Here is a 26,314-nt window from a genome sequence, read left to right as displayed (position 1 = left end):
TTATCTCCCCTGCTCCCTGCTGCCCTGCTCCCTGCTGCCCTGCTACCTCTGTCCCCAAATTCGCTGCAAAGCAGCTTCCAACTGGGTAATCCACTGTTGAGACCTAAACAGGGGCAAGGTGTGGCGGTGTACTTGCAAACCCTGGCGAATTGTTGCCAATTCGTCGCGGTGGGTGGCTAAATGCACCGCCTTTTGTTCATAGGCGGCAGTGCTGTCGCCTATGAGCAAATCTAAACCCGCCGCCGCACAAATACTGGCCCCCATACGGGCAGCAAAGGCTTTACCAGGGCGGGTGATGATGGGAAGTCCTGCCGAAAGTGCATGAATCGCGGTGGCTCCGGCGTTGTAGACAAAGGTGTCGAGAAATACATCCGCCAAGGGATAGGCGGCTAGGTATTTTGCCAAGGGCATACGCGGGGTAAACACCAAACGTGCCGGGGTGATGCCCTGTTGTTGGGCAATGTGGCGCAGGGTATCGCTCACCTTTGGGGTGGTTTCAATTAGCCACAACACTGCATGGGGAACCTGCTGCAAAATCCGCATCCAGGTGGCAAAGACTTCCGGGTCAAATTTGTCGCTGCGATTAAAGCAGCAAAAAACAAAGGCATCGGCGGGTAAGCCAAAGTCACGCCGATTCAGGGGTTGTTCAGCAATGGCTAGGGGGGAAGCGACAAAGGCGTGGGGCAGTTCGATGACCTTTTCGCTGTAATGGGGGGCTAACTCGGCGGGAATTAACCAGGGATCTGCCAGAATGTATTGGATAAATTCTGCCCCCATTGTGCCGGGATAGCCGAGATACTGCACCTGAATTGGCGCAGGTTGAAGTGCGAGAATTTCGGGACGGCTGTAGGTGGTATAGCCAGCTAAGTCAATCAAGATGTGAATGCCATCAGCATGGATGCGCTGGGCGGCTACTGCCGATGACATTTGAGCGAGATTGACAAAATCATCACACCCGGAGCGAATCTTCTCGGTAAATTCATCGCTGGCATCCACCAAGCTATAGCCATAGACTTCAAAGGCAGAACGGTCATGATATTGAAATATCTCGTGAATCAGCGTGCTGACAGCGTGTTGGCGGAAATCTGCCGAAATATAGCCTAAGCGCAGTTTGGGGGCAGGTGCGGGGGGTGGGGTAAAGGTGCAGAGGTGTTTGTCGGGCTGGATGTTACGGATTACACGCCGCGCCCAGTGGCGAGCAACAGCCTGGTGGAAATCCAAGGATACAGGGAAGCTATGAATACTCAGGGGCAACAAGGGTTGAGCGTTTTCATCTTGCAAATGCTGCTGGATTCGCTGTTGCAAGGTTTGCAGCCGTTGCTCATAGTCTTCCCAGTCGCACAGCCTCAACCGCAGATGCTCGCGTTGATAGAAAATCTCGGTGGCTGCTGGGTTGAATTCTAGGGCGCGGTTGTAGCTGGCTAGAGCAGCTGTTAATTGTCCCTGCACTTCTAACACCTGACCTAAGTTGCCATCCACTTGGGGAAAATCTGGTTGCAGGGTAATAACTTGCTCAAAATATTTCTGAGCTTTGCTCATGTCGCCCTGTGTCATCCACAAATAGCCGAGATTGTGCCAAGCGGCGACAAAATCCGGCTGGCGTTTTAGGGCATTATCCAGACAGGCGATCGCTTTTTCGGTTTCCCCCAGTTTTTGCAATACATTCCCCAGTTCATAGTAAGGGGCGGCGGCTTCTGGTTGTAGCCGCACTACTTGCTGCAAACACTGTGCTGCTTCTCGCCAAGATTGCTGATTGGCGTGTAACTTACCTAAGTTGAGGTGTGCTAAGGCAAAATCAGGTTTCAGTTCTATCGCCCGTTGATAAGCCGCGATCGCTTCTTCTGTTTTCCCCTGCATCTGCCAGGTTGCTCCCAAGTTACAATGTGCTGGGGCAACATTGGGATTGAGGTGGATGATGTGTTGGTAGGTGGCGATCGCTTCTTCTAGCCGCCCTAAACCCTGTAAAGCATTACCCAACTGGTTGTAAGCAGCAATATAATCTGGTTGCAACCGCAGGGCTGCTTGGAAACATCCAACTGCTGCCGGGAGATCGCCCTGTTGTGCTAATTGCTTACCTTTTTCAAACTGCGATCGCGCGGCATCGGCAATCAAACTCGCCTGGGATTGGTTTTGTTGCTGCAACCGGAAATCACCCGTTGCCTCATCCACAATCAGCCGCAGGGACTCGGCCAGTCTCCGACGCTGTAATGCTTGGTTAATCGCACGTTCAGAATGTTGTCGCTGAATTGTGGTTTGTTGCTGGGAAAGACCTTGAGGATTTAGCCGATAAAAGTAAAGCGATCGCTCTAAATGATAAATTTGAGTAACTTCTGAGACGCGCAGACATAAGTCATAATCTTCGGCATCTGTAAGCTCTAGATTAATACCCCCTACGGCAGCAAACACCGATTGCCGCAGCAAGCGAAAATGAAATGTCATCAAATTTACCAACAACCCCATTGGGCTGTAGGGAATCTGGCAACGGTGGCCTAGTCCCTGTGATTTACCCTGGGCATCTATAATCAGATGATTGGTGTAAACCATGCCGTAGTCAGGGTGGCTATCAAGAAAACTCACTGTTTCTTGTAGTGCCGTTGCTGCCAAGAGGTCATCGGCATCAAGCAAGCCAACGTAATCTCCTCGCGTCAAGCTATGGGCTTGTTGGAGTGCCTGCACGCGCCCCAAGTGTTTACCTGCATGGAAGTGAATCCGCGCATCTCGTCGAGCATAATCTTGAGCAATGGCAACTGAGCCATCAGTCGAGCCGTCATCCCAAAGAATTAGTTCCCAGTCGGTGAAGGTTTGCGCCAGCATCGAGTCTAAAGCCTCTGCTAGGTAAGCCTCAGTGTTGTAAACTGTCATCACTAAAGACACCTTGGGGCTAGTCGGTGGGGCTGGGAATAAGAATTGATTGCTTAGGGGTGCAGCTAAAACTAGAACTTTGTGCGATCGCTGTTCTCCATCCTGGGTGGTTTGCGGTGACTGCCAACCGAGTTTTTGTAATATGGGTACAAGAGCGTTGGCTACGCCCGCCGCAGGCATCGTAGTCAATGCTGTCGGCTGGTAAACTACCCTCACCTGCTGACAACCTTCCGCCACCAAAGCTTTTTCTAAATACTGCATCAGCTTAGTAGCAATCCCCTGCTGCCGATATTCTGGGGCGACAAAGAGCGATAATAATTCCGCCGTCTTTTCTGGTAACATTTCCGCAATGGCAAAGGCCACCATTTCTCCAGCCACCGACGCAGAGATGCCCACCAATTCCCCTCGTTGCGGCTGAGTTTGCCACCTCTGTTGCAAACTGGGAAAGGTAAAGGCATCGTAATCAGCCAAACTGCTAGCAGTAATGTGATAGACGCGCTGGTATTTTGGGGGTAGGGAGATATGAGCAGGGGAAGATAACGGCGCTTCGTCTTGCTCATTGCCTGACCACAATTGGCGGGGTAATCCGGCAACAGGAGCCATATCGCCGACACTGGGGCGTTTCGCTGTTGGTTTGGTGGTGACAATGCCACCAGAACCGGGAAAGGTAACTAGGCGTTCGATTTCTTCTGACTGGAAGCCCAAGCACTGGGGCTGACGCACACCTGGTAGCACTACTACATCAAATAGTTCTTCAACTACGCCATCGAACAGTAGCCAATGCAGCGTCTTCCCAGTATTAATATCAATCACCATTAGCCCAGACTGGGAAGTATTGCCAAGAGCCGTCAGCCTTTCTTCTAAAGGCAGTCCGCTAAAGGTAGGCGATCGCAATTTCGATAGCCCCACAAAGGCGAAGTTTTCCCAAAATGCCAGCCCGCGCACAAACCCAGGACAGAAGGTAATGGGTACAAATTGCTCACCATCCAGGTATCCCAAGTCCCCTGTTCCCGCATTCAATAGCCACAACTTGCCTTGATACCAGCGCGGCGAGTGGGGCATAGATAAACCCGTGCCAATGATCTCGTTGCTTTGCACATCAATTACCACACCGCCGCCAACCCGATGGTTACGCCAGCCGGCGGCGGTGTCGGTGGTGCTACAGGCAGTCACATATCTTGGTTTGCCGTCGCGCAAACCTAACCCGTTGAGGTGACAACGGTCTTCCGCCGCCAACTTGGAAATAAAGGTTGGTTGCCACAGGGGGACAAAACTGTAGTCGTTGCTGATGGTAGCGAGGCAGCTAAAATCTGTGTTGACAAATACGATATTTTCTGCATCATCCAGTACCACATCATGGACATTTAAATCGCCAGTGGTGTATGCCTGACGAGGGATGTATAGGCGATCGCTTTGCTGATATCTTTCCCCAGGTGAGAGTAAATTCTCAAATCGCCAAATTTGATAACGTGTACTAAGGTATATGCCGTTGTTTGATGCATACAGACCCATCGGTTTATCAAACAATCGCTCGTGAGCAGCGATCGTACCTTGGTCATTGCAGCCAATAAAAAACAGGCGATTAGTTTGATAAGTAGTGAAGGCGAGGCTAAGAAGTTGGGTTTGCAGCCAAGTTGCTAAATGCGGCGAACAGGTAATTTCTAGTTTGGGCGCACTCGAAGAGGGTATGGCGTTACTTACGGGCAGAAAATTTACCATACAAAAGTTTTGAATTCATTAATAATTTTTCACAGCACTTTTTTATCTAACCTCACAAAATCGCGTTGCTCCCTCCATAATCCAAGCGACATTCCGCACGCAGCAAATCACTTTTGAGCCAGGAAATAGCTCTTGAATTAAAGACAAATTGCCACACCACAGCCGATTATCAAATTCCGAAGCTTCGTATTCCACGTTGGTAAAATCATGCTCAAAGGGTTCTTCTTCTAAAAATTGATAAATCTTTTTGAGCTTCGGGTTCGTAAAAGATAAAAAATATAGTTAAGGTTAATGCCCGTTTTTGCTCTAGGGTAATAAAGACTGAAAATTCATTATCTTCACTCATAGCTTCTAGCATCGGTTCATCAAACTACCAACGGGGCTAGTCATGCTGGCGTGAAACCGGGGGGCCGCAGTAAGGCTCCGAGCAAGGTGGAACCTGAGCGAGGTAAGCCGGAGATCAAGTGGATTTTGGAAGTCATTATGCTTAATTGGCGGCTTTGATTTGTTGTCCTGAGAAGTTGAATGTTCCTACGGGCGGGACATTATTCAATAAGGGATTAGCATTGAGATTGAAAAAACGTAGTGTAATAGTCCCTTGTACTGTCTGCGTTTGGGGATTAAAGCTGGCTTGATAGTCAGAGCGAGCAATGCTACCAGTAGAACCCGCACTTCCTGGAAAAGCAAAGGTAATTGAACTGGCACTGACCCCAGTTTTGCCGTCACACTTCCAAGCACCTTGTCCACTACTAAAGGGATTGAAGACGTTGGTAACACCACCTTGATTGGAGTCAATGACAAAAAAGTTACCTTCTTCGGTAAGTGTTATGACTCCACGCGATCCGATTGTGCCATCTGAGTTGAAGATTGTTGTCAGATAAGAACCGCCGACATTTTGGCGACAACGTGCTGTGTTATCTTGAGTTTCTGGTGCTGACAAGTCGTTACCCCTAACGATATTAGGAGTGGCAAGCAGTGTACAAGCAATAACAGAACTAAACAACAAAGTTTTGCGGGATAAGATTTGATTCATTTCCTTTTTAAATTGATTACCAGATGTAAGGACTTTAGAAGTATTTTCAACTAAAGGTATTGATTGCAACATTTCTACGCAATACAGTGTTTTTACCCAATGGTGTTGGCGCACAAGCTTTTGCACCTGTGCGTTTTGGCCGCAGAGGCAATGCATAGCCAAGTTTTGCTTAAATCATTAGTGTCATGAATTGTACAGCGATCACCTTGATCAATGCATCGGATAAATGTCCTATTTTTGACTAGGACAAATGACCCATACTGTACTAGGTCATTGATCCTATATATCCATAGTTAGGAACCTGACTTCAAAAAGCTGGGGAGGCTGGAGGAGAAATTTTTCATCGAAAGCGGCGGGAAACTCCATCTTGCAAGTGGCGTGCATTGGGCAAGTCACCAATCACGCTTTAATGAAGTTGTCTAGGCATTTAATTTTTTCTAGCGTGGCAAAGATCGTAAAGGCACAGCAATGCCTTGTCCCTACTAAATTATTTATAAAACAAATTTCTCATTTAACAGGTAATGATTCTTATTCAAACCATTCTGGGTATATGTGCTGGCGTTTGCCTGTATGTCGGTCTGTTACACCTGCTAATTGCCTCTCGGCGATTACAAACCATGCTTCACTTCTGCTTTGGCTTAGTTTGCTTAGTATGTGTTAGCTATATTCTGGCTGTGATGCTCAAATATAAAGCCAGTGATGTAGAAGATTATATAAATATCAGAAAGTTACTATCTTCCTTGGGATATATTTATGGAATTGCTATTGTCTGGTTTGTGGCTGTCTACACTAAATTTAAGCCAGTGCGCTTAATTTTAGCACTGAATAGCCTGTACCTTATCTGCCTGTTAATCAACGAAATTTCCCCCACTGGTATTCAGTATTCTCATATCAGCAAGCTATCAAGTATTTATCTACCTTGGGGCGAATCGATTCCCCTTCCAGAAGGCACACTCAATCCCCTGTTTGGGTTCCAATTCTTAGCTTTAAACAGTAATATCATTTTTGTTTTTTACAGTTGTTACCGTCAATATCGGCGCGATGAGAAGCAAGCGGCGCTGACTCTATGTCTAAGTTTAGTGATTTTGGTAGGAACTGCTCAACACGATCGGCTAGTCGATTTGGGGATAATCAAATCCATATATTTGACTGAATATGGATTTTTGTCTTTGGTAGTAATTATGAGTCTACACCTGACTAAAGAGTTGATCCAAGCCGTGAAGCTACGAGAACAATTGATTGAAAGCGAACGGCTACGGAAGATTGCTGTGGAGCTGGAGCGAAATCGCCTCGCCCGTGACTTACACGATTCGGTATCGCAGACATTGTTTGCTGTGGCAACAATTGCCGAAGCTTTGCCTAGAGTCTGGAAACGCAACCCAGAGATAGCCCAACAGGGGTTAGAAGAACTCATCCAATTGACACAAGGGGCGTTAGCAGAAATGCGGAATTTACTAGTCGAGTTGCGTCCTAATGGTTTGGTAGAGAAACCTTTAGGTGAATTGCTACAGCAGTTAACCAAGGCAATTCAAGGACGGGCAAATTTACAGGTAATAACAACGGTGGAAGGCGATCATCGCTCTGTGTCTAATGAGGTGAAGCTTGTCTTCTACCGGATTACTCAAGAGGCACTGAATAATATTATTAAACATGGTCAAGCAACGCAAGTATCAGTCAGCCTCTACAGCGATTCACAGGAAATAGTCTTGCGTATCAGTGATAATGGCTGTGGTTTTGACTCCAACAAGATACCATCTGGGCATTTGGGAATAGCAATTATGAAAGAGCGGGCTGAGTCGATTGGTGCTACTTTCCATCTAGAAAGCTATCCAGGGGAGGGGACTAAGATTGTCCTGAGTTGGTCAATCGCTGTTTTGAAAATAGGGAGTGGGGAGTAGGGAATTAGGTATTGGGTACAAATAAAATTAACTACTAGGATTGTCATTCGTCATTTGTCATTTTTCATTGGTAAAGCTTTTAGGCGTATTTGCTTTTTTAACATAGTTATGTTTATTTCCATCAACTTATTTAGAAAAGACAGATTTCGGTATCATGTTGTGGGATTTTCCTGTGATTGACTCGCACGAAATAAAAAAATTAAAGATTAAGAATCTCACGTATAAATACTGCAAATAAAGCAATCAATGTAATGTAAATGTATTAAAAATAGTTTTAATACCCCAGATTTATATATGGAAAAAGATAAATCATTGAAACCGATTCGGGTGATTACTGTTGACGATCATGAAATCTTGCGAGGAGGTATTAAATTTCTCTTGCTGGCATTTGATGACCTTGAATTAGTGGGTGAAGCGCGTAATGGAGATGAGGCAGTACATTTATGCGAACAGTTGCAACCAGATGTAGTGCTGATGGATTTGATGATGGTGGGGATGAATGGGGCAGAAGCAACAAAAGCTATCCGCAAAAAATACCCAGAAATTCAAGTTTTAATTTTGACGAGTTTTCTAGAGAATGATTTGGTACAGCAAGCAATGCAAGCCGGAGCTATTGGCTACCTGCTCAAAGGTATCTCAATTGATGAGTTGGCGGATGCCATACGAAGCGCTGCGATCAGTCGTTCTATGTTGACACCAGAAGTGATTCAGGCATTGCTGCAACCGAGCAAACCATCATCCCAAGCTGTCTATGAACTGAGCAAGCGGCAGGGAGAGGTTTTAGCACTGCTGGCTTTAGGATTGAGTAATGACGCGATCGCTCAACGGATGAAACTGAGTCCTTCTACCATTAGGCATCATGTCAGCCAAGTATTAAATAAGTTGGGAGTAACGAACCGTACTGAAGCTGCAACTACAGCAGTGAGAGTTGGATGTAGACAGAAGTAACCCCACCACCGACTGAACCCATTGAGATGTCTGAGAGTCAAAATATTCCTGAAACAGTGATTGAACCAAATCCACCTGTGTACATTGAAGCATCAAAATCAGACTACATTTCTGAACACTATCGCTCCCTCCGCTCTGTGGGTAACTCCGGGTGGCAACCGTCTGATGTCTGGCGCGAGTTGAGGGTTGATGATTTTTGTCGGTGAGCAGCATCTAAAACTTGTATAATCCTACTATAGGTACATTCAAGTTTCTGTTGATAAATGCTATCGTCTAGCATGACAGAGTTTAAAGAACAGCCTTTATGGATTCACCTGTGGTACTGATCAATATCTTCTCTGTTCCTCAAGGTTTGGAAGATGAGTTTCTTCAGAAATGGAATCAGACTGCTCAGTTGATGAAAAATGAACCAGGGTTTATCGACACAAAGTTACATCGCAGTCTTGACTCAACGGAGAGATTTCAATTTATTAATATTGCAAAATGGTCTAGTAAAGAAACGTGGCAATCGGCATTCTCTAAACGCATTTCCCAAAATGAGATTTTTGAACAACAATTACCTCTTTGTTGCTAATCCTGCCCTTTATCAAATTGAAGCAGAGTATTAAATCTCAAAACAGAATTTAGAGGAATCGTAATTCAGCCATGATTACTGAAAATGATGATTCAGTGGATGCAGTCAATGAACTGGTAAGAAAAATATCTATTAAAGAAACTCAGCTAAGAATAGCCCAAGAGTCGAATCTCATTCAGACTGCTGAAGCGTTAGAAAATCAACTATCCCAATTGCAGCAAGAATTGGGAGATAATTCAGACACACAATTGCAGTCACTAATGAGCTTGTGAAATGCTTACGACAGTAACTTAGCTTTTTAGAAGTGGGGCTTACACCTACGCTAAAATCTGATGTTCCCATTCTGAAATAATGGCAATTGAATAGCTTGAGATTGTTTTTGATTATCAAGGTTAGACAAAGAAATCCCTAGCAATCTGATACTACGATTCTCCAGTTCAATTGACTCAAACAGCGCTTTGGCTATCTCAAAAATCGTAGATAGTTCACTGATGGGAGCAAGCATTGTCTTACTACGGGTTAACTGCTGATAATCAGAAAATTTGACTTTCAATGTTAACGTGCGACCTCGCGTTTCATGCTGCTCTAACCGTTGCTCGACAATTTGGGCAATCTGGTCGAGTTCTTGTAACATCTGGCTGATATCACTTAAGTCTTGTGCAAACGAGGTTTCTGCACCAATGGACTTGCGAACCCGATTCGCTTCAACTGGGCGGTCATCTTCTGCTCTGGCAATTTTGTAGTAATAATTACCTGCTTTACCAAAATGGTGTGTTAACTCAGTCAGCGATCGCGTTTTCAAATCTGCCCCAGTATGAATGCCGAGCGAATGCATCTTCGCCGCCGTCACCTCTCCAATGCCGTGGAACTTCTCAATCGCTAGCTTCTCTACAAATGCGATCGCATCCTCCGGTAAAATCACCGTTAGTCCATTCGGCTTGTTCTGCCCTGATGCCATTTTTGCAAGAAACTTGTTAATCGACACACCTGCGGTTGCCGTCAACTGGGTTTCCTGGAAAATTGCAGTTTTGATGTGTCTTGCGATAGTAGAAGCGTAGGGGATACTTTGCTTATTCTCAGTAACATCTAGATATGCTTCATCTAGCGCAACCCCTTCCACTAAATCACTGTAGCGTTTGAATATGGCGTGAATTGAAGTGGAAATCTCTCGGTAAACGTCGAATCTCGGTCTGACAAAGATAAGTGCGGGACATTTAGCGATGCCTGCGGCAACGTCAAAGACGAACGCTGTTACTGAGGGCATCGCGGAATGAATACCAAACTTACGAGCTTCATAACTGGCGGCTGCAACTACGCCTCGCTGATTCGGGCTGCCACCGACTACTAACGGTTTACCTCGGTAGCTAGGGTTGTCCCTCTGTTCTACCGATGCGTAGAAGGCATCCATATCAACGTGAACTATCTTCCGAGTTCTAGCGACAGATTCTTGTTCCAAGGGTAGCTCCACTACAAACAGTTTCGCTTTTCACACCATTTTCAAGCAAATTAAATCCTAAATTAGAAATCCTATAGTACATTAGCACTAGTTTCGTGATCTTAGTCTCCCACCATTTAGTAGAACCCTTTGGTGACAATTCTCTATCCCCCATTAATGCAAAAATAATTGATAACTTTTTAACAGTATTGTCTGTTTGCCCCATCTCCTCAATATCCACAATATGAATATCGACCGATTACATGAACTTAAGCAAAAACTCACGAATGACGCAGACTTGTCCGATATCTGGCTATTTTATATGGATCATTTTGCGGATCATTCAGAATTCACTGACATGGGTGAGCCTGCCTATAATGAATATCTAGATGCTGTCCTCCAAAAAACTTGTCAGCAGATGTTTGACAGGGCAATAAAGATTAGTGACTGCTTGCTGATCTACATCGCTCCATATCATTTATTTCATGGAGGTTTCCAAGTTGAAGGACGTATCGGGGGTGTGATTTATTTCGAGGATATAAAAATTGGGTTGATTGCAGTGTCGGCAGATTACCCCCCTACTGATACGGTTAAGTATTCACGTTTTACTGAGGTGATTCAACTGTCTGCTCCTAATGGCAACGATTACAATTGAGAGAAGCACAACTTATTAGATGTCATCTTATGCTTTTTGCCCTGAGCAAAACTAGTAGTCTAATAGTAAAAGGGGCGTTGCATAATAGAGGGATGAGTTGAGGTTATCTACTGTGCAATGTCCATACTGTGGGTCTACGGAAATTCTGAAGAATGGTAAGCGAAGATGTAAGCAAAATCACATCTGTACTAACTGCGACGTGCGTTCCGCCCCAGGGCGAACGCACGGGATTTCTGAAACCCTTGCTGGGCAAGGATCTTGATGAAAAAATAGGCTAAATTAAAAAACGCCAAAACCCTTGCTATTAAAGGATTCTTATACTTTAGATGCGTTTGCCCTGCGTTCCGCCCCGCTTCGCTAACGCCAATTTATCGACGTGTACGATCCGCCAAAAGGATATTCTGAGGAGTTAAAACAGGAATGTTTAAAAATGTACCTTAACGGCATGGGTTTTCGCGGTATTGAACGGGTTAAAGGAGTGCATCATACTACTATCATTTATTGGGTCAAACAACTGGGAGAAAAACTTCCCGATGTACCAAAAGAAGATGTCATTCCAGAAGTTGGAGAACTGGATGAATTAGAGACATTCATAGGCTCAAAAAAAACAAAATTTGGCTGTGGACAGCAGTAAATCACTTTACTAAAGGGATTTTGGCGTGGGTTCTAGGAGATCATAGCGCTGAAACGTTTGAGCCATTATGGGAAATTGTTAAGCAGTGGCAGAGCTATTTCTATGTGACAGATGGTTGGAAAGTTTACCCAAGTTTTATCCCTGATGAAGACCAAATTGTCAGTAAAACATATATGACACGGGTTGAAAATGAAAACACAAGGGTTAGACATTATCTTGCACGCCTTCACCGAAAGACCTTATGCTATTCCAAATCAGAAGAAATGCTGAGGTACTCAATTAAATTATTACTTCATTATTTGAAGTATCAAACTGTACCTACATAAATCTATTCATCCCTTTATTCAGCAACGCCTAGTAAAAGGCTGTTCAGACTGGAAACTGTTGCTAAAATAACGTGCAATTCTATGTCACAACTTTATATAATCCCTAGTAGAGGACTAACGAAAGTAATATGACCGACACGCCTGAGTATTTCCCTAGCAGACTAGACCGGCTTGAACAAATAGTATTGGGGCTTGCTGAGAGACAATCCAATACTCAACAGCAATTAGACTCACTTACCGAAAATGTAAATCGTGTATTAGCCAGAAGTGCAATTTTAGATGATGTACTACTTGAGTTACGCGATAGCCACGAAATACATCAACGTAACTTTGAAGAACATCAACGTAATTTTGACGAAAATCAACGCACTACAAACGCAGCACTACAGAGTCTTGAGGCCATCTTGCTACAGTTGACTCGAAATCATTCTTGAGGCGCAATGGCTCTGCTTCGCCTGCCTTTATGCGATTGCGCGGAGCGCAGTGCCGAAGGCAATCGCACAGGGTGTAAATTTCGAGCAATTCACCTTCACCAAAAGCGATTGTTTCTTGCCATTAATGCTGACCTTGGATCGCATATACGCACTCATCACTCCTCATCCCGCAACCACTCAAACCCAGTTCTCAACGCCGCCTCTGCCGTGTAATAAATCTTTTTTTCCCCGAATATCCCACCTGTCCGGCTGATAATCCGAAACTGCCAGCAATGCCCTGGCGTGTAAAAAACCATTAGGACACTTCCGTTGACACAGAGTACAGTATCAACTTTAACTTGGGACATTTATTGCTGCTGTGGGTAGTGTTTAAGACAATTAAATTTTAGTTGCTTAAGAAGTTCAACATCTTCTTATTCCCCAATACCTGCAACCCCACACCCTTTCATCCAGTTATATCAAGGGTTTGCGCTTAACAAGCGTGCCATTCGTGCATGGTGCCCGACTGAATGAAATGCATAGGCAGATAGCTGTGACAGTCGTTGTGCAGCAGCACGCGGCTTGCCTGTGTGCGGGAGAATCGTGCAAGATGAGACGAGCGACTTAACAGGAGAAACGATGCTGGTAAACTTACTTCATTCCTAAACTTTCCTTTAGCGTCCACCATGAAAACACTCATCATCAACGCTTCTCAGCCTGTTGCCGGAATGTCCGAAGGAAAACTCAATGACTTCCTGGCTAAAGTCATTAGAGAAGAGTTAGAACAGAACGGACATGAAGTCCGATTAACAGAGATTAAAAACGGCTATGACATTGACGAAGAAGTTGAAAAGCATCTTTGGGCTGATGTCATTATCACTCAGTCACCGGTTTACTGGTTCGGAAACCCTTGGATTTATAAAAAGTACGTAGACGAAGTTTTCAATGCTGGACTTCTTCAGCAAAAGATGGTAGCAAATGACGGTCGCACACGCAGCGACCTCACAAAACAGTACGGGACAGGCGGACTAATGCAAGGCAAAAAATATATGCTCTCTCTGACTTGGAACGCCCCAGCTATTGCCTTCAATGACGAGAGGCAGTTCCTGTTTGCGGGCAAATCGGTGGACGATTTTTTCATGTTCAACACCGCAAATTACAAGTTCTGTGGCGTAGAAATCCTTCCTTCTTTCTCTTGTCACGACGTACTGAAGCAAGGTGGCATTGACCATGACATCGAACGTCTTAAGGCGCATTTGGCTAAATACGTTCTGTGATTGTCGGTGAGCAGCCAACCCAATTGCTTCCAAAGCAAGTGACAACTGTAACTGTCTCGAAATACTTTTTCACATCCTTAGTTTTTCCTCTGGACAAGGTAGCCTTGGCGGTAATCACTTTTCTTTAATTTGTCAGCTTGATGTGCAGACCACTGACGCATAGGAGGAACTTTTTCTACATGAAGTAGCTGATGGCGATAAGTATTATCTGTCAGTTGGGCGATCGCACCAGCAATAAATCGGTTCTGGTTGAGACGAGACTTGTTCTTCTGCAAACCGAATGACAAGCCAGTTTGCATCGACAAAACACTTGTTTCGGTAACTGACTACTCAAAATTATTTCTTTAATTTTGAATTTTGCATTTTGAATTTCATTAAATGGTCATCGCATAGCCTAGACCTTTACTTATGCCTGTAATTAAGATCAGCTTACTCATATTTTTCTATTATTCTTGCTCTGAATCTATAATTCGTGGGAAAAAATAACCGCTACCTCTTGCTGTAATAATGAATTCTGGATCGTTGGGGTCGGATTCTACCTTTGTCCGCAATCGTGAAATATGCACATCTACCACACGGGTGTCTGTATTCATCTCTGGTACAAAGCCCCACAACTGCTGCAATATTTCTAACCTTGAAAAAACTCTTCCAGAATGATTCACTAACAACTCTAGTAAGCTAAACTCCACACCTGTCAACCGAATACGTTGCTCATTTTTATGGACTTGCCGCTTACTTGTATCGATTTTCAGGTCGCCTGCATGAATTATAAGAGAGTTAGGAATAGTATTGATACTGGTTTTGTGGGAGCGCCGTTTTAGTACACAGGCAATTCGAGCTTCTAGTTCCTTGGGTGAGAAAGGTTTTGTCATGTAGTCATCAGCACCTAGTTCTAGCCCAGTGATTCGGTCTGCTACATCTGCCAGGGCTGTTAGCATGATAATTGGTACGTCTGATTGTTTCCGTAATTCTTGACAGACACCGTAACCATCTAGTTTTGGCATCATTACATCCAGAACTATCAAATCAGGAGTTAAGAGACTAAAAGCTGACAAAGCTTCTTCGCCATCACTAGCTGTAACTACACTGTAGCCAATCATTTCTAGACGCGTCTGTAAAATTCGACGGATGCTGGCTTCGTCATCAACTACTAGGATTGTGCCTTTATCACCTGATAAGTTTCTCAACGCTGTTCCTCCACAGCGAGAACTCTCAACCATCCATTATCTGCTTATTAGGAGTCAAAAACGCAAAATAATCTTGAGTTACAGTCATGATCGAGAAGCGATGCCTGCGGCGAGCTACGCTTACGCTTAATACTTGCATCTGTGCAACAGATTATGCTGGGACATCTACCCGAAAACAGATTTGTACACAATTAATAAATTCCTCAGCAAGGGACTCGTATTTTCCATCGATTTGGTGTACCTTGTTAATTCCGTGCAAATTATTTATACCTAACTTCTTGCAACTTTACTCAGACAAATTTTAAGCCAATGCCTTCAAGGGAACAGCCAATGAAAACTTCTAATAATACAGATACGAAGAAGATCATCAAAAAATCCGACAAGCTTACCCTGAGACAGATGAAGCTAATCGAGGAGGCTGAAGACCAACTTCTTGAAGCTAATACTGTCAATTCTCCAGCCCCTGTGGTTGAGGTTGAGGAGAAACCAGTAGCGATTTCAGAGCCTAGAGTTCCTGACTATGTTCCATTGCTTGACAATCCTCCAGTACAATCTGTGGGCAATTCTGGCTGGCAGGTTTCTGATGTCTGGCGGGATATTCGGGTGGATGATTTTTGTGGATAGACGACCCCCATGATTACGAGATTACGAGCGCTCATGCATCTATACCCTCTGTACCCTTTTTAATTGTACTGGTTGAATCTATGTATGACTCCTGATTTGATAATCCTTCAAGCATCTGTATTAAAGCTAAGTGCATTTCTGGCGTAAATTCCAACTTACCAGAACGCAGATGTAAATCTAACTGAGCAAAAGGAATTTCAATTTCTCGTTGTTTTAATACTTCGTAAATAATGTAGTATAAATCACTTTTGAGCAAAAATTGTTTATTAGGTTCCGTAGTCCAGACTAATAACTCAAAATTTAAAGTGTTGTTGCCAAACTCTTTAAACAGCACTAGAGGCAAAGGAGTCTGCAATACATTGGGATGCTTAGAAGCAGCCTCTAACAGAGCAGATTGCACTGCTTTGGGATCTGAGCTATAGGCAACGCCAACGGGGAGATGAAGGCGAGAAATCGGGTTGCGATGGCTCCAGTTGATTACTTCTTTTTCCAAGAAGCGAGAGTTGGGTACAATGATTGAAACGTGGTCAAGAGTACGAATCTCGGTACTTCTGGCACCGATTCGCTCGACAATACCTGTATATTCCCCAACTTCCACAAAATCTCCAACCTGAATCGGACGCTCAAATACTAGTACTAAACCACTGCCAAAATTCTTAGCAATATCCTGTAAACCAAAGCCAATTCCAACGCTTAAAGCACTCGCTAAAATTGTCAAAGAGCTAATGTCAAGCCCCCATATTTGTAGCAGTACCAGTGTGCCAATAAAAATTAGACCATATTTTAAAAGTATTATAATCGCCTCTTGAGCGCCACGATTGATGACAGTAAAAGAGAGAATCCGAGAACGTAAAAAATTGGTTAACGTTCCAGCAAAGATAACTAAGCCAAACAACAAACCAACCAAAACGATTAATTCAGTAAGAGAATAAGGATTTTTTCCCAACGTCAGAATCGGTGAGGTGAAACTGGTAATCAGAATATTTGAAATTTGATAGCTCCATTGACGAGTGAAAGGAAAGAGATTAGTGATATAAAGAATCGCACTCATCCAAAGTGCGAACCGCATACTTGCCAACACTAATTTTAAAAATAATTCTAATACTTTAAGGGTTTCCGAATTAGGTATGGCATTGCTAGTTGTTAAGCGAAGTGAAGCTACTCGGATAAATTGATGCTTAATCCATCCTAATAGCCAACTAAATCCCACAGTTATGAGTAAAATTACTGCTGCGATAAAAGTTGTTTGTTGAAGATAAGTTCTAGTTCGCTCTAAATGAGCTTGCTGTAAGGCTTCTTTGATTTGCTGCGCCCAAATGTTAGCCTGCTCATCAAGTGTACTACCTGGTAAAGTATCTTGTTGTGTAACTGTTAACAGATAGCGGTCATTTAATAAAATAGTAGGTAGCTGGTTGCGTTTCTCAATTTTAACTTGAATAGACTCAGAAGTGGAAATCACATTTTTTAGTTGTGAGTTGATTAAATTTGTCCGTTCTTGAGCGCTATACTGACCAGAATCGCTGATCCTAAAAAGCTGTTGTCCATCCAAAATAACTGGAGCTTTAGTTAATGCTTGAGAAACGACAGGAGTGAACCAGAAAACTAAAACAAAAGTTAGTACTGTAATGAGAATATTTAAATATTTTAATGGCAGTCGCAAACGATGAAAATCAAACATAAAGACTCTAACAAAATATTTTTACTTCCGCTAATTAATATTAACTAGATTTCCTCGAAATCAAATTATTTTTGTAATGGTTTCTATTAGCATCGCTTTTCATGGACTAGAGACACTCAATTTGTCAGGTAGAATGGAGACAGGATAATAAGAGTCATCCTCTATAGCAATTCAATGGGTAAACGAAAGAGAAAAAATCACAATCCACCCTTCCCTTGGATGGTAAAAAAAGAAAATCTGTTCATTGCTCCTACTGGTAACGAAATAGTTACAGATGCTGGATGGGAGAAAATTTCATTTGAAGAAGCCAGAAAACTATTTAGTCCCGAAACTTTTCAAGAGTGGTACGAACTGTTCTTAGAAAATATAGATATCTCGGAAATACTTTCAGAATCTAATGTAGATATAGATTTAGATGATGAATCAGCAATAAATAACTTTTTACTTCGGAGCCAATGGACACCAAAACAAGTCAATTTAGTTGTAGCGAAGGCTATCTATAAAAATCATGCCTGGGTAAGAGGATTACTGATTTCTACACCTGATGCTGAAGAACACTACTTTCACAATTATGAAATGGAGGCAATTCGTTTAGGAGTCCAATTGCGAAAATATATCTTTGAGGATATTCCAGTAATTAATGACTGCAAAAATGCTGTCAGATATTTACATGCTCGATACGCCCTCATTGGCTGGCAACCAAGAAATTGTGTGACAGCAGCTCACAACCTAAAAATATCTCAAGCTACTAAGGTTTACAATGAACTTCTCTGGGATGAAGATTGGCTAGATGAAGAAGACGAAATTTATTAGTCAAGAACAAAAAGACTCTACAACACTGGAAAATATACTCCCCATTACTGATGACTGGATAATAATAGAGTTACTGGGAAATAAGACCAGAAATCTTTGAAGAGCTTAACAGCGATGGCGTAACCATCATGAGCCAGTGGCGAAGTGGCGATCGCTCTAGTAATAACGTAGCGTGGGTACGGCGTACAGGCTCTTTCAAGCGATTTCTGGACGGATGCTTGGAGCGGGGTAAAGCACTTAACAGAAATTGTTAAACTTTTTTATTCCCATAGACTAAGGCAACCGCCTGAGCAACTTTTGTAAACTATCTTTGCACTCAGTCAAAGATATAGTTGAATTGTGCCTATAATTAAGTTACGGCTAACTATAACTGGAAGTTAGCACCCTGTAAATGGTTATCGCTTGGATTACGCGTCAAAGGCGATACCAAGACAAGCAAAATTTATCGGCAGCGTAATAGTCTTTATTCCGTTGCCAACATGCACTCTCCGCGATCGCATGTTGGTGAAAGTGTTGTATATCAAGGGAAGTAGTGTTAATCGGAGTTTATGTCGGATAAAAGATAAGGGTAGCTTATTTTGTGTTGTAGCCTTGTACTACAAGGTAATCTAAAGCATAATGTGAGCAAAGTCTAGATTTAAAAGATTTATGTGCTGGAGTCGATAGTCAGTACCAAGTTGAAATCTATGTTTAAATGTTTTACTGGCGAATTGCCAGTGTAAGCATAAGATGAGCAAGTTGCTCACTTTATGCTTACAGTGACAGCAGTATTAAGGTTAGTGTGGCTTTGGTGTAAAACTATGGCTCGTGATTTATTCCACAATATAGTGAGGTCTGCATTAGAAAAAGAGGGTTGGGTAATTACAGATGATCCGCTCAATATTAGGTGTGGCGGGGTTGATGTTCAAATTGATTTAGGTGCAGAGCGACTTCTAGCTGCCGAAAAAGCAGGAGAAAAAATAGCAGTTGAAATCAAAAATTTTGTGAGTGCCTCAAAAATTTCTGAATTTCACATGGCGCTAGGACAATTTATTAATTATCGAACAGCGTTGCGTGTTGAAGAGCCAAATAGAAACTTATATTTAGCTGTACCATTGGTAACTTATAACGACTTCTTTAACTTGTCTTTTATCCAAACTGTAGTCAATGAAAACAAATTGAAGTTAATTATTTACAATGTGGAAACGGAGGCAATAGAACAATGGACAAATTAAATGAATATCGAACAAAAGTTAGGCAACTCTTAACTAAACATCTCCAGTACAAGCCTAGTTACGGAGATGTGGAAGTAGAACAAATTTTTGATGAAGAACATGACCATTATCAAATTATTAGCGTTGGATGGAATAATCAGCATCGGATTTACGGGCCAATAATGCACTTAGATATCAAGAATAATAAAATTTGGATTCAACAAAATACAACGGAAGCGGATATTGCTTTAGAATTAATGGAAATGGGTATAGAGAAACAAGATATTGTCATCGGTTTCCATACTCCAAAAATGCGTCAACTATCGGGATTTGCTGTGGAATAAACATGATGCGAAATGCAGAATTATTTGCCACTATTCCGATTGAGCATATATTAGTTAATAAAGAGCTATGAGGTAGCAAAAGGATTAATTTACTTTGTATAAAATCGGGTAAAGTTTTGTTGTGATAGCCACAAATTGTCAATCATGCTTTATTACAAACTAGTAGGACATACACCCGTTGCTGTTAATTCATTGCCAGAGTGGCAAAATTATTTACACTCAGTACAAGATTCAACACAACATCTAGTTGCCGAAACTATAGTTGGGGATGCCAAAGTATCAACTAGTTTTTCAGGATTCGATCTCACTTTTGGAGATCCCCCGTTGCTTTTTGAAACAATGGTTTTAGGTGGGCCTCATCACGGGAGAATGCAGCGTTATTCTACATGGGAGCAGGCACGCTTCGGTCATGATCATACCGTTGTAGAAGTCATGACTACCTCACCACCAGATGAGTAGATAAACAGAAAATTATATTTAATACTTATTAAATAATTTACATATAACTGAATGAACTACAGCGCAGATTCTCTACCTGAGATCAAACTCATTCCCCTTGATCGTGAAGCTCTACATTTCACACAGCCAGGAGAAACTAGAAGACCACCAACCGATATTCGGTGGGTAAAAGTTCTGGAATTTTTACGCAGCAACAATCTCGCACCAAACAGCCGCAAGCTTTACGAACGAGAACTCAAACGATTTTTGGCTTGGAGTGAACTGCACTATCATGAGCTACGCCCACGTCACCTTGCACTATATAAAGAATATCTCCGTGATGAACTGCGGACTGATGCAGATAAACCGCTTTCAAAAAGCAGCATAAATGCCGGAGTTGCTGCACTCAAAAGCTTTTTCAAATGGATGTGTTACACGTATCCTGAAATTATTGCTACTAATCCTACACTGGGGATAAAACTGGAAAAAGTGCCACTGCCACCAGCCCAGAGTTTAACCCCAGAACAGATGGAACAGGTTTGGTCAGCGTTGGAATTGCTGGGAGAAACAAAGCAACGGGATACAGCACTCGTTCACATTCTTAGTCATGGACTCCGGGCTGGGGAAGTTGTGCAGTTAAATGTTGGCTCATTTGATGGCAAGCTCCTGTTTTTACCGGACACCAAAACCAATGAACCACGCTTAGTGCCACTGCGAAAAGAAAGCCGAGAAGTCGTGGCAGATTATTTACAATTACGCTCACAGCAAGGAGAGGTGTTAAACAGCCTTAGTCCATTGATGATTTCACACCATGCTTCATACAAAGGTGAACGCTTGAGTTATCACGGTATTTACTTTGCTGTAGAAAAAATTGGTGAAATAGCCCACATTGAGGATTTGCACCCTCACTCCTTTCGACATACTTACGCTACTGACTTATTGCTATTGGGAGTTGACCCTAGCCATGCACGAAAACTAACAGGACATCAAAGCGAGAAAGCCTTTCGACGATATACACTTCGCAGCGAACAAGAAGCAGCGATCGCTGCTTACTATCGTGCAATCGGTGAAGAAGCAGAGTAAGGTATGCCAAAGCCGTTAGACCCCAAGTGTCAGTTATGCGCCAAATTACCAACAACTCAAGCTAAAGTTTTACATGGAACAGCAGGGGACGGGTGTTGGAATCCAAAAGTATGCCACAATCGCCGTTCGTTTTACCGCCACCGTTCGCAGAATAATTCAGCAGAAATTGATTCAGTAACAGTCGAACCACCAGCAACATATTTTGCAGTGCTGTATTTGTATAAAGAGCCAGGGGATAAACCATTGCACGCCTTGGGCGCAGAACTGTGGCTGGGACAACAGCCTATTTGTCGCTTAGAACCAATTCACTGTTTTGGGTTAACGGCTGGTAAGATCCGCGCCTATACAGATCAGGTGTTGCAGGCGTTTGCGAAACAATATGGTGTTTCGCTCTATCAATATAAGGATATGTTTGAAATTACCTCAAGCTACTGCCCAGTGCGCCCTTGCCCCTTGCATCCACAATCTTAGAGATGACCACATACCGCCAATTAACAATTTGGGATGTGCTTGATGAATTGTCCGAATCTCCACCAACTTCTTCCCTTGATGCTATGTGGGATTGTTTGGATGCCGAGTTAGAAAAATTACCCTTGGAGGCACAATTATCAACCGCAGCGCTTGCCTTCAGTCAAATTGCGGATATTCTTAAGTCTCGTGCCGAAGTGCTGTTGCAAGATACCCGCGATCGCAATAGTCTTTTGGGGCCTGTTGTTAGCACCGATCTCTTTGCTGGTCTAGTGCGGACAACAATGCACCTAGATTTAGATGATTTGATTGAACCGCAAACACCACAAACCTTTCAACCACATGGCCCACGCCAATTTTCATCTCCTAACCAGGAGGGTGATTCTGTAGCAGCACCTGTTGAAAAAGCGAATGTTTTGGCAATGCTTGATGAGGTAACAACTTTAGAAGATGTCCGCAATTTGGCATCAGATGAGAATGTGGAAAAATGGCAGAGCGCGATCGCTAACCATCTGATAAATGTCAAAGATGAGATTTCTTTAGTTAAACTGCAACGTGTGTTGCAAATGCCAATGGTAGAAGTGTGGTTGGGATTATTGCTGGGTGGGTTTACATTAGAACAGCGTGGTGATTTTTATCACAACCATAATGTCTGGGTGAAAAACTCTCCTTCCTTCGATCAATGACAATTCATTCGCCATATAGAATCTATTTGGGAAGCGATCGCCCAAGAAGATAATTGGCAACCTTTTAATGATTTAGTGAGACAAATACAGTCTAGGTAATAGTTTTAGCTTTATTTACAAGTAAGGAGACTCTGATCTTTTTACTCGGATCGTAGCAACACATACAAATTTTTTTGATTCCCACGCATGAGGCGAAAATTTTCGTCTAAATAGGTAATATCTGTCCAGCCATTAAAGGAGAGTGTTGATTCCAAAGGCAACTGATTATCGACTCCTAAAGCCTTACGAAAACTAGAGTCGGTCAAATCATTGCTTACACTTTTAACGGATGTTTCTACAAAATCAATATTGAGACGTTTAGAATCTTCTACTGTGTAACGCCCTTCAACTATAGTAATACCTAAAATACCAGACAATAGAGTAAATTCAATTAGGTTATTGTATTGCTGACCATCTGTATAAACTTCTTGAAAGATACCAGTAACGCTGATAGCCACATTCGGGAGTTTACCAAAAGAAACACGTTGTAGAGTAGTTTCTTGTTCTAAGCCAAATGTACTGTACAAGAGCCGCCAGCGCCCTTGAACCAACTCAAGATGGTTTGTTGGTTCAGTAGTAGGATTTACCAACTCAAGCGATCGCGCTAATGTCTCGATTTGCAATGCGGCTGTTGGAGTATAGTTAAACCCAATGTCACTAGCTTCTGAAATAGAAATCAGTTCTTGTTTGAGATTTACCAATTCGCTAACCATAATTTGGTCTAAAAAAACCTTTTTAGCTCGTGAAAACGGCACAAGATATCACTCTTTGCTATTAACCGTAGATTCTATCACTATTGTTTCCTCGCTACACAATCATTTCTGTTGCCTCCACTCGATTTTGTACTCCCGTTCCATAGCCGCCAGCAGCTTTGCCTGCAACGAAGATAAATAAGGTTTAGCTTGTTTCCCCAACCCCTGCAACAGCCAATCCACAGCCTCGTCACGCCTGGCCACTTGATGCAACTGCCGTAACCTCAAACATAACTGCTGCATGAATTGGCAATCTTCATCAAGCAATTCCAGTGATTTCAGGTGTTCGATTTTTACGGTGTAGTCGCCGTCCCATGTCTGGACTGTACAGCTATAGTCTCCAACATGAGTTACCACGCCCCAATAACCCGCTTTACCTCTCAAGTCTGGGTTATCTTTGGGCAGAAGAATGCATATTTCACCAATATTGTAAGGATTGGGTACTTTCGTCCTTTCGCGTATCCTGTCCACTACGTCTTTCACGATCCGACCAGATGGAATCTTATTGCCAGCTTGCTCTACTGCCTGCTGCCAAACATCCGCTTGCACAGCCGGTTCCAACTCGGCTTTCGCCAAAAAGCGCAATTGTCGTTCGTTGGTCGGCATTGGAATTTGCCGACCAATGGTCGGCAAAAACTTTTGAAGATTCTCATAAACCACAGTCGCTGAAATCTTCAAGTACGCCGCGTCACGACTATAATTGAAGCGTTCGCGGCAATACTCCTCAAATGTCTGGTGCGTGGAACGGTACAGCCGTCTGTCCCGCAATTCCATCAACGCCTGACCTGCTGACAAAAATGCCCTTTCTACTTGACGTTCAAATTGCAAGCGTAAGCTTTGTTCTTCTTCGGTCAACTCTGTAACTTCAATAGCAGTAACCGTAATCGTTGCTGAAGCTGGGTTATCTTGCTCAGAAGTATTTTCGGCAGCAGAGTCGGTTGCTAGCTTTGGTTCCTCAGATGCCCCAGGGATAACTTTCTTGCGTCTGGATAGTGGTTTGTTCATTATTCCACCTCCAGTACCAATTGGCTCGTAGCAATATTGAGTTGTGTCATCATGGAAATATAGACTTTTTATTTATGCCCCCATCCTGTTTAAAGGTTGGGGTTTTTCATTGCTTTTTATATTTTGCACCGATGAAAGAATACTTTAACGAAAATCAGCCGAATACCACAGTTAATAAGAAAAACTTCAGTTGTCAAAAGCCTGAATTCAATTCTGACAACTGAATTAAATTTCAGCTTATTCTAGAAATACCCTCTTCAACACACGGGTAAAACAACGGCTAATGCTTGATTATTTGACCGTGAGTATTGCATTTTGGATGACTTTGTTTGGAGTACAAGAGTCGTTGTTAGAATTTCGCCTGGGTTATCTCGGTCGCTACTGGTTTATTGCGATTAGCGCTAGCTTACTTCTGAGCTTTTTGCTCTCTGCCCTGATTAGTATCACGCTAATCATCAAATTTGTGGTAGATCCATTCACTTTTCCAGGTAATGTTATTCTTTGTGCGTAGCTTGCCGCCGTAGGCATCGCTGCCATCATGTTTGGTGTGATTCTCAGTTTGGCGCAGTGGTTGATACTTCGTCAAACCGAGATGACACCAAGAGTTTTTGCACTGATCAATACAGTTATTGGAATTCTCGTCTACTTTCTACTGGTGTGGATCAATGAGGGTAGTTTGGAGTGGAGCGGTAATCCCTTTGGCGGCTGGAAAACTGTAATAATATTTTTAGCTGGTGGTGCGATTACCGGAACAGCCACAGGTAAGGCTTTGGATTTCTATTGTGAACGAGTGGAGCAGCGATTAATTCAGCTTGAAAGAGACAGGGTAGAAAGAGAAACCAGAGATAGAGAAAGAATAGAAAGAGCAAGGCAAGAAAGAGAAAATCTTGAAAGGGAAATTTTAGAAAGAAAAAGGATCTCAAGAGAAATCGCTTTGGAGGAAGAAAGAAAGTGGTATGAAGAACATGGCGATGATGATTTCGATTATGAGGAAGAAGATGATGAAGAATAATATCTTGACTTCGTGTTATCAGTTATACAAAATCCTATAATCTTAAAGCTTCTAATTGTTAGCTTCGACAACTATTCAATCAAAGTATATATTTAATATGGCTATCAAACACCCTTTTTTACTTGCACTGTTAACGCTCTCCATTATCTGTGTTAGTACGAGTTCTGGCTCTGCCCTACTGACAGATATTGCTCAACAAACAGACAACCAAAAGTCCCCATCAATTATTTTCTTCCTGCCCAAAGAACGGCCTCAGACTGGAGTCGGTTGGGAAATCACTACCACTTCTGGGAAGGCAGAACTAGCCTTGGCGAAGCATTTGGTGTATATCGGGGCAAAAGAATATGTTGCTTGGTGGTGTCCTCACTGTCACGAACAGAAGTTAATCTTTGGGAAGGAAGCCTACCAAATAATCAACGACAGTATTAAAGTTGAGTGCGATAAGAGAGGTATCAATCCCCACCCAGACTTGTGCAATGCAGCGAAAGTCCCAGGTGTACCAACTTGGGTTATCAATGGACATCAGTATAGCGGCGTGCAAAACCTTAAGGAGCTTGCGAAAGCTTCTGGCTACAAGGGGGATATGAACTTTCGTTACATCCAAAGCGAATAAGGATTATATTTGCTTTTTAAGCTGAAGGCAAAGTATTTGGTGGTTGAGAAAGTTGAGCAAATATGTTTAAAGATTGATCGTTTGAGCAACTGACAGTCATAAGCTTTCCTGTTTATCAACATTTTATAAGGTATTAAACATCTAATATCAAGTTAATAAATGTTGGCAGCTTAAGGTCATGATAAAAATCATGATTTTCCCTTGCTAAGGTAGTCCGAAATTAGCAATTCTGACAAAAGAAGGTTTTGTCGCAAAAAACTACTTTTGTCAGTAGTTAGCAACGCTGTCAATAATAGTACAAGCAACTGCTTTCAATGAAGAACAATTGTCTGTTGTGTTTCCTGTGTTCCCGATTTAGCTGAGTTTCCCTAATTTCTATGAGTTACAAAAAATACATTGCTGGCATGACAAACATTGCCAAACTAAAGCTTACAAGCAAAGGCAGTATCCGCGATTGCAACCTACAGATACCGGATACTGCTAACTTCAACACCTATACTAACGCTTGAATACTTAACAAGCGCCATGCAGACTTAGTTGGTAAGCTGGTTATGCTTAAAAAATATCAAAGTAATTTAGTAATGAAATATTGGTGCGCTCAAGGA

General features: G+C 42.8%; 28 protein-coding genes and 2 pseudogenes. 21 read left to right on the top strand and 9 right to left on the bottom strand.

Going from position 1 to position 26,314, the window contains the following annotated elements; all coding sequences use genetic code 11:
- Nucleotides 1–42 precede the first annotated feature (42 nt).
- Nucleotides 43–4,581 carry a TIGR03032 family protein gene (locus FD724_RS37435; RefSeq protein ID WP_179076668.1) on the bottom strand — a complete coding sequence of 1,513 codons (4,539 nt, stop codon included), beginning with the start codon at nt 4,579–4,581 and terminating at the stop codon, nt 43–45.
- 487 nt (nt 4,582–5,068) lie between these two features.
- On the bottom strand, nt 5,069–5,770 hold the full coding sequence (locus tag FD724_RS37430) for a hypothetical protein (protein WP_218651560.1): 702 nt from the start codon (nt 5,768–5,770) through the stop codon (nt 5,069–5,071).
- Nucleotides 5,771–6,135: 365 nt separating this feature from the next.
- On the opposite strand from FD724_RS37430, the gene FD724_RS37425 reads away from it, so the two are divergent.
- The 5 genes from FD724_RS37425 to FD724_RS37405 all read left to right on the top strand — a co-directional run bounded on the left by FD724_RS37425 (nt 6,136) and on the right by FD724_RS37405 (nt 9,306).
- Complete coding sequence (locus FD724_RS37425; protein ID WP_179076666.1) at nt 6,136–7,512, top strand: sensor histidine kinase; 1,377 nt, start codon at nt 6,136–6,138, stop codon at nt 7,510–7,512.
- Between the two features lie 294 nt (nt 7,513–7,806).
- Nucleotides 7,807–8,460: a response regulator transcription factor gene (locus tag FD724_RS37420; protein WP_256874756.1), complete on the top strand. Its 654-nt coding sequence runs from the start codon at nt 7,807–7,809 to the stop codon at nt 8,458–8,460.
- Nucleotides 8,461–8,486: 26 nt separating this feature from the next.
- A complete protein-coding gene (locus FD724_RS37415) occupies nt 8,487–8,666 on the top strand; it encodes a hypothetical protein (RefSeq protein ID WP_179076665.1) in 180 nt (59 codons plus the stop codon).
- 98 nt (nt 8,667–8,764) lie between these two features.
- A complete protein-coding gene (locus FD724_RS37410; protein ID WP_256874755.1) occupies nt 8,765–9,034 on the top strand; it encodes an antibiotic biosynthesis monooxygenase in 270 nt (89 codons plus the stop codon).
- A gap of 71 nt (nt 9,035–9,105) precedes the next feature.
- Nucleotides 9,106–9,306 (top strand): hypothetical protein, encoded by a 201-nt coding sequence (locus FD724_RS37405; RefSeq protein ID WP_179076664.1) that lies wholly within the window; start codon nt 9,106–9,108, stop codon nt 9,304–9,306.
- Between the two features lie 50 nt (nt 9,307–9,356).
- Here FD724_RS37405 and dinB read toward each other — a convergent pair whose 3' ends face one another.
- Nucleotides 9,357–10,490 (bottom strand): DNA polymerase IV, encoded by a 1,134-nt coding sequence (gene dinB / locus FD724_RS37400; RefSeq protein ID WP_256874754.1) that lies wholly within the window; start codon nt 10,488–10,490, stop codon nt 9,357–9,359.
- A 223-nt stretch (nt 10,491–10,713) separates the two neighbouring features.
- Here dinB and FD724_RS37395 point away from each other — a divergent pair, with 223 nt between their 5' ends.
- The 3 genes and pseudogenes from FD724_RS37395 (at nt 10,714) to FD724_RS37380 (ending at nt 12,518) form a co-directional block, all read left to right on the top strand.
- Nucleotides 10,714–11,124 carry a hypothetical protein gene (locus tag FD724_RS37395; RefSeq protein WP_179076663.1) on the top strand — a complete coding sequence of 137 codons (411 nt, stop codon included), beginning with the start codon at nt 10,714–10,716 and terminating at the stop codon, nt 11,122–11,124.
- Between the two features lie 361 nt (nt 11,125–11,485).
- Nucleotides 11,486–12,084, top strand: a pseudogene (locus FD724_RS37385) (IS1 family transposase); the annotation flags it as partial.
- A gap of 128 nt (nt 12,085–12,212) precedes the next feature.
- On the top strand, nt 12,213–12,518 hold the full coding sequence (locus tag FD724_RS37380) for a hypothetical protein (RefSeq protein WP_179076662.1): 306 nt from the start codon (nt 12,213–12,215) through the stop codon (nt 12,516–12,518).
- Nucleotides 12,519–12,673: 155 nt separating this feature from the next.
- Here the strand turns inward: FD724_RS37380 and FD724_RS37375 are convergent, their stop codons facing one another.
- Nucleotides 12,674–12,865 (bottom strand): hypothetical protein, encoded by a 192-nt coding sequence (locus FD724_RS37375; RefSeq protein WP_179076661.1) that lies wholly within the window; start codon nt 12,863–12,865, stop codon nt 12,674–12,676.
- Between the two features lie 318 nt (nt 12,866–13,183).
- Between FD724_RS37375 and FD724_RS37370 the strand changes: the two genes are divergently transcribed.
- The gene (locus tag FD724_RS37370) at nt 13,184–13,774 is read left to right on the top strand and encodes an NAD(P)H-dependent oxidoreductase (protein WP_179076660.1); all 591 of its coding nucleotides are present in this window, start codon (nt 13,184–13,186) and stop codon (nt 13,772–13,774) included.
- Between the two features lie 77 nt (nt 13,775–13,851).
- Here the strand turns inward: FD724_RS37370 and FD724_RS37365 are convergent.
- Nucleotides 13,852–14,095: pseudogene (locus tag FD724_RS37365) on the bottom strand (hypothetical protein); the annotation flags it as partial.
- A gap of 125 nt (nt 14,096–14,220) precedes the next feature.
- Entirely contained in the window at nt 14,221–14,994 is a 774-nt protein-coding gene (rpaB, locus tag FD724_RS37360; protein ID WP_179076659.1) for a response regulator transcription factor RpaB, read from the bottom strand.
- A gap of 297 nt (nt 14,995–15,291) precedes the next feature.
- Here rpaB and FD724_RS37355 point away from each other — a divergent pair, with 297 nt between their 5' ends.
- Nucleotides 15,292–15,585: a hypothetical protein gene (locus FD724_RS37355; protein WP_179076658.1), complete on the top strand. Its 294-nt coding sequence runs from the start codon at nt 15,292–15,294 to the stop codon at nt 15,583–15,585.
- 31 nt (nt 15,586–15,616) lie between these two features.
- Here FD724_RS37355 and FD724_RS37350 read toward each other — a convergent pair whose 3' ends face one another.
- Nucleotides 15,617–17,263: a mechanosensitive ion channel family protein gene (locus FD724_RS37350; protein ID WP_179076657.1), complete on the bottom strand. Its 1,647-nt coding sequence runs from the start codon at nt 17,261–17,263 to the stop codon at nt 15,617–15,619.
- A 174-nt stretch (nt 17,264–17,437) separates the two neighbouring features.
- On the opposite strand from FD724_RS37350, the gene FD724_RS37345 reads away from it, so the two are divergent.
- The 8 genes from FD724_RS37345 to FD724_RS37315 all read left to right on the top strand — a co-directional run bounded on the left by FD724_RS37345 (nt 17,438) and on the right by FD724_RS37315 (nt 22,288).
- Complete coding sequence (locus tag FD724_RS37345; protein WP_179076656.1) at nt 17,438–18,076, top strand: hypothetical protein; 639 nt, start codon at nt 17,438–17,440, stop codon at nt 18,074–18,076.
- A 128-nt stretch (nt 18,077–18,204) separates the two neighbouring features.
- Complete coding sequence (locus FD724_RS41470; protein ID WP_256874753.1) at nt 18,205–18,330, top strand: hypothetical protein; 126 nt, start codon at nt 18,205–18,207, stop codon at nt 18,328–18,330.
- Between the two features lie 546 nt (nt 18,331–18,876).
- Nucleotides 18,877–19,290 (top strand): element excision factor XisH family protein, encoded by a 414-nt coding sequence (locus tag FD724_RS37340; RefSeq protein WP_179076655.1) that lies wholly within the window; start codon nt 18,877–18,879, stop codon nt 19,288–19,290.
- Complete coding sequence (locus FD724_RS37335) at nt 19,278–19,613, top strand: XisI protein (protein WP_179076654.1); 336 nt, start codon at nt 19,278–19,280, stop codon at nt 19,611–19,613. Before FD724_RS37340 ends, FD724_RS37335 begins: the two co-directional genes overlap by 13 nt.
- A gap of 144 nt (nt 19,614–19,757) precedes the next feature.
- Nucleotides 19,758–20,072, top strand: coding sequence for a hypothetical protein (locus tag FD724_RS37330; RefSeq protein ID WP_256874752.1), 315 nt, complete (start codon nt 19,758–19,760; stop codon nt 20,070–20,072).
- Nucleotides 20,073–20,123: 51 nt separating this feature from the next.
- Nucleotides 20,124–21,134: a site-specific integrase gene (locus FD724_RS37325; protein WP_179076652.1), complete on the top strand. Its 1,011-nt coding sequence runs from the start codon at nt 20,124–20,126 to the stop codon at nt 21,132–21,134.
- A 3-nt stretch (nt 21,135–21,137) separates the two neighbouring features.
- On the top strand, nt 21,138–21,605 hold the full coding sequence (locus FD724_RS37320) for a hypothetical protein (protein WP_179076651.1): 468 nt from the start codon (nt 21,138–21,140) through the stop codon (nt 21,603–21,605).
- 2 nt (nt 21,606–21,607) lie between these two features.
- Nucleotides 21,608–22,288, top strand: coding sequence for a hypothetical protein (locus FD724_RS37315; protein ID WP_179076650.1), 681 nt, complete (start codon nt 21,608–21,610; stop codon nt 22,286–22,288).
- A gap of 140 nt (nt 22,289–22,428) precedes the next feature.
- On the opposite strand, the gene FD724_RS37310 is transcribed toward FD724_RS37315, so the two are convergent.
- Nucleotides 22,429–23,082, bottom strand: a complete 654-nt coding sequence (locus tag FD724_RS37310; protein WP_256874751.1) for a PAP/fibrillin family protein — start codon at nt 23,080–23,082, stop codon at nt 22,429–22,431.
- A gap of 60 nt (nt 23,083–23,142) precedes the next feature.
- Entirely contained in the window at nt 23,143–24,084 is a 942-nt protein-coding gene (locus FD724_RS37305) for a hypothetical protein (protein WP_179076649.1), read from the bottom strand.
- Between the two features lie 283 nt (nt 24,085–24,367).
- Here FD724_RS37305 and FD724_RS37300 point away from each other — a divergent pair, with 283 nt between their 5' ends.
- The 3 genes from FD724_RS37300 (at nt 24,368) to FD724_RS37290 (ending at nt 25,709) form a co-directional block, all read left to right on the top strand.
- Nucleotides 24,368–24,595 carry a hypothetical protein gene (locus FD724_RS37300; protein ID WP_179076648.1) on the top strand — a complete coding sequence of 76 codons (228 nt, stop codon included), beginning with the start codon at nt 24,368–24,370 and terminating at the stop codon, nt 24,593–24,595.
- Nucleotides 24,596–24,622: 27 nt separating this feature from the next.
- A complete protein-coding gene (locus tag FD724_RS37295) occupies nt 24,623–25,096 on the top strand; it encodes a hypothetical protein (RefSeq protein ID WP_179076647.1) in 474 nt (157 codons plus the stop codon).
- Nucleotides 25,097–25,193: 97 nt separating this feature from the next.
- Nucleotides 25,194–25,709: a thioredoxin family protein gene (locus tag FD724_RS37290; protein WP_179076646.1), complete on the top strand. Its 516-nt coding sequence runs from the start codon at nt 25,194–25,196 to the stop codon at nt 25,707–25,709.
- Nucleotides 25,710–26,314: the final 605 nt, after the last annotated feature.

This window comes from Nostoc sp. C057 (assembly GCF_013393925.1).
Taxonomy (GTDB): domain Bacteria; phylum Cyanobacteriota; class Cyanobacteriia; order Cyanobacteriales; family Nostocaceae; genus Nostoc; species Nostoc muscorum_A.
Note: the sequence above shows the minus strand (reverse complement) of the source record. Positions and strands in the feature narration are given on the sequence as shown.

Coding starts and splice junctions, on each gene's coding strand:
- FD724_RS37435 (WP_179076668.1), bottom strand. CDS start 4,581: ATGGTAAATTTTCTGCCCGTAAGTAACGCCATACCCTCTTCGAGTGCG.
- FD724_RS37430 (WP_218651560.1), bottom strand. CDS start 5,770: ATGCATTGCCTCTGCGGCCAAAACGCACAGGTGCAAAAGCTTGTGCGC.
- FD724_RS37425 (WP_179076666.1), top strand. CDS start 6,136: ATGATTCTTATTCAAACCATTCTGGGTATATGTGCTGGCGTTTGCCTG.
- FD724_RS37420 (WP_256874756.1), top strand. CDS start 7,807: ATGGAAAAAGATAAATCATTGAAACCGATTCGGGTGATTACTGTTGAC.
- FD724_RS37415 (WP_179076665.1), top strand. CDS start 8,487: ATGTCTGAGAGTCAAAATATTCCTGAAACAGTGATTGAACCAAATCCA.
- FD724_RS37410 (WP_256874755.1), top strand. CDS start 8,765: ATGGATTCACCTGTGGTACTGATCAATATCTTCTCTGTTCCTCAAGGT.
- FD724_RS37405 (WP_179076664.1), top strand. CDS start 9,106: ATGATTACTGAAAATGATGATTCAGTGGATGCAGTCAATGAACTGGTA.
- FD724_RS37395 (WP_179076663.1), top strand. CDS start 10,714: ATGAATATCGACCGATTACATGAACTTAAGCAAAAACTCACGAATGAC.
- FD724_RS37380 (WP_179076662.1), top strand. CDS start 12,213: ATGACCGACACGCCTGAGTATTTCCCTAGCAGACTAGACCGGCTTGAA.
- FD724_RS37375 (WP_179076661.1), bottom strand. CDS start 12,865: ATGTCCCAAGTTAAAGTTGATACTGTACTCTGTGTCAACGGAAGTGTC.
- FD724_RS37370 (WP_179076660.1), top strand. CDS start 13,184: ATGAAAACACTCATCATCAACGCTTCTCAGCCTGTTGCCGGAATGTCC.
- rpaB (WP_179076659.1), bottom strand. CDS start 14,994: ATGGTTGAGAGTTCTCGCTGTGGAGGAACAGCGTTGAGAAACTTATCA.
- FD724_RS37355 (WP_179076658.1), top strand. CDS start 15,292: ATGAAAACTTCTAATAATACAGATACGAAGAAGATCATCAAAAAATCC.
- FD724_RS37350 (WP_179076657.1), bottom strand. CDS start 17,263: ATGTTTGATTTTCATCGTTTGCGACTGCCATTAAAATATTTAAATATT.
- FD724_RS37345 (WP_179076656.1), top strand. CDS start 17,438: ATGGGTAAACGAAAGAGAAAAAATCACAATCCACCCTTCCCTTGGATG.
- FD724_RS41470 (WP_256874753.1), top strand. CDS start 18,205: ATGAGCCAGTGGCGAAGTGGCGATCGCTCTAGTAATAACGTAGCGTGG.
- FD724_RS37340 (WP_179076655.1), top strand. CDS start 18,877: ATGGCTCGTGATTTATTCCACAATATAGTGAGGTCTGCATTAGAAAAA.
- FD724_RS37335 (WP_179076654.1), top strand. CDS start 19,278: ATGGACAAATTAAATGAATATCGAACAAAAGTTAGGCAACTCTTAACT.
- FD724_RS37330 (WP_256874752.1), top strand. CDS start 19,758: ATGCTTTATTACAAACTAGTAGGACATACACCCGTTGCTGTTAATTCA.
- FD724_RS37325 (WP_179076652.1), top strand. CDS start 20,124: ATGAACTACAGCGCAGATTCTCTACCTGAGATCAAACTCATTCCCCTT.
- FD724_RS37320 (WP_179076651.1), top strand. CDS start 21,138: ATGCCAAAGCCGTTAGACCCCAAGTGTCAGTTATGCGCCAAATTACCA.
- FD724_RS37315 (WP_179076650.1), top strand. CDS start 21,608: ATGACCACATACCGCCAATTAACAATTTGGGATGTGCTTGATGAATTG.
- FD724_RS37305 (WP_179076649.1), bottom strand. CDS start 24,084: ATGAACAAACCACTATCCAGACGCAAGAAAGTTATCCCTGGGGCATCT.
- FD724_RS37300 (WP_179076648.1), top strand. CDS start 24,368: ATGCTTGATTATTTGACCGTGAGTATTGCATTTTGGATGACTTTGTTT.
- FD724_RS37295 (WP_179076647.1), top strand. CDS start 24,623: ATGTTTGGTGTGATTCTCAGTTTGGCGCAGTGGTTGATACTTCGTCAA.
- FD724_RS37290 (WP_179076646.1), top strand. CDS start 25,194: ATGGCTATCAAACACCCTTTTTTACTTGCACTGTTAACGCTCTCCATT.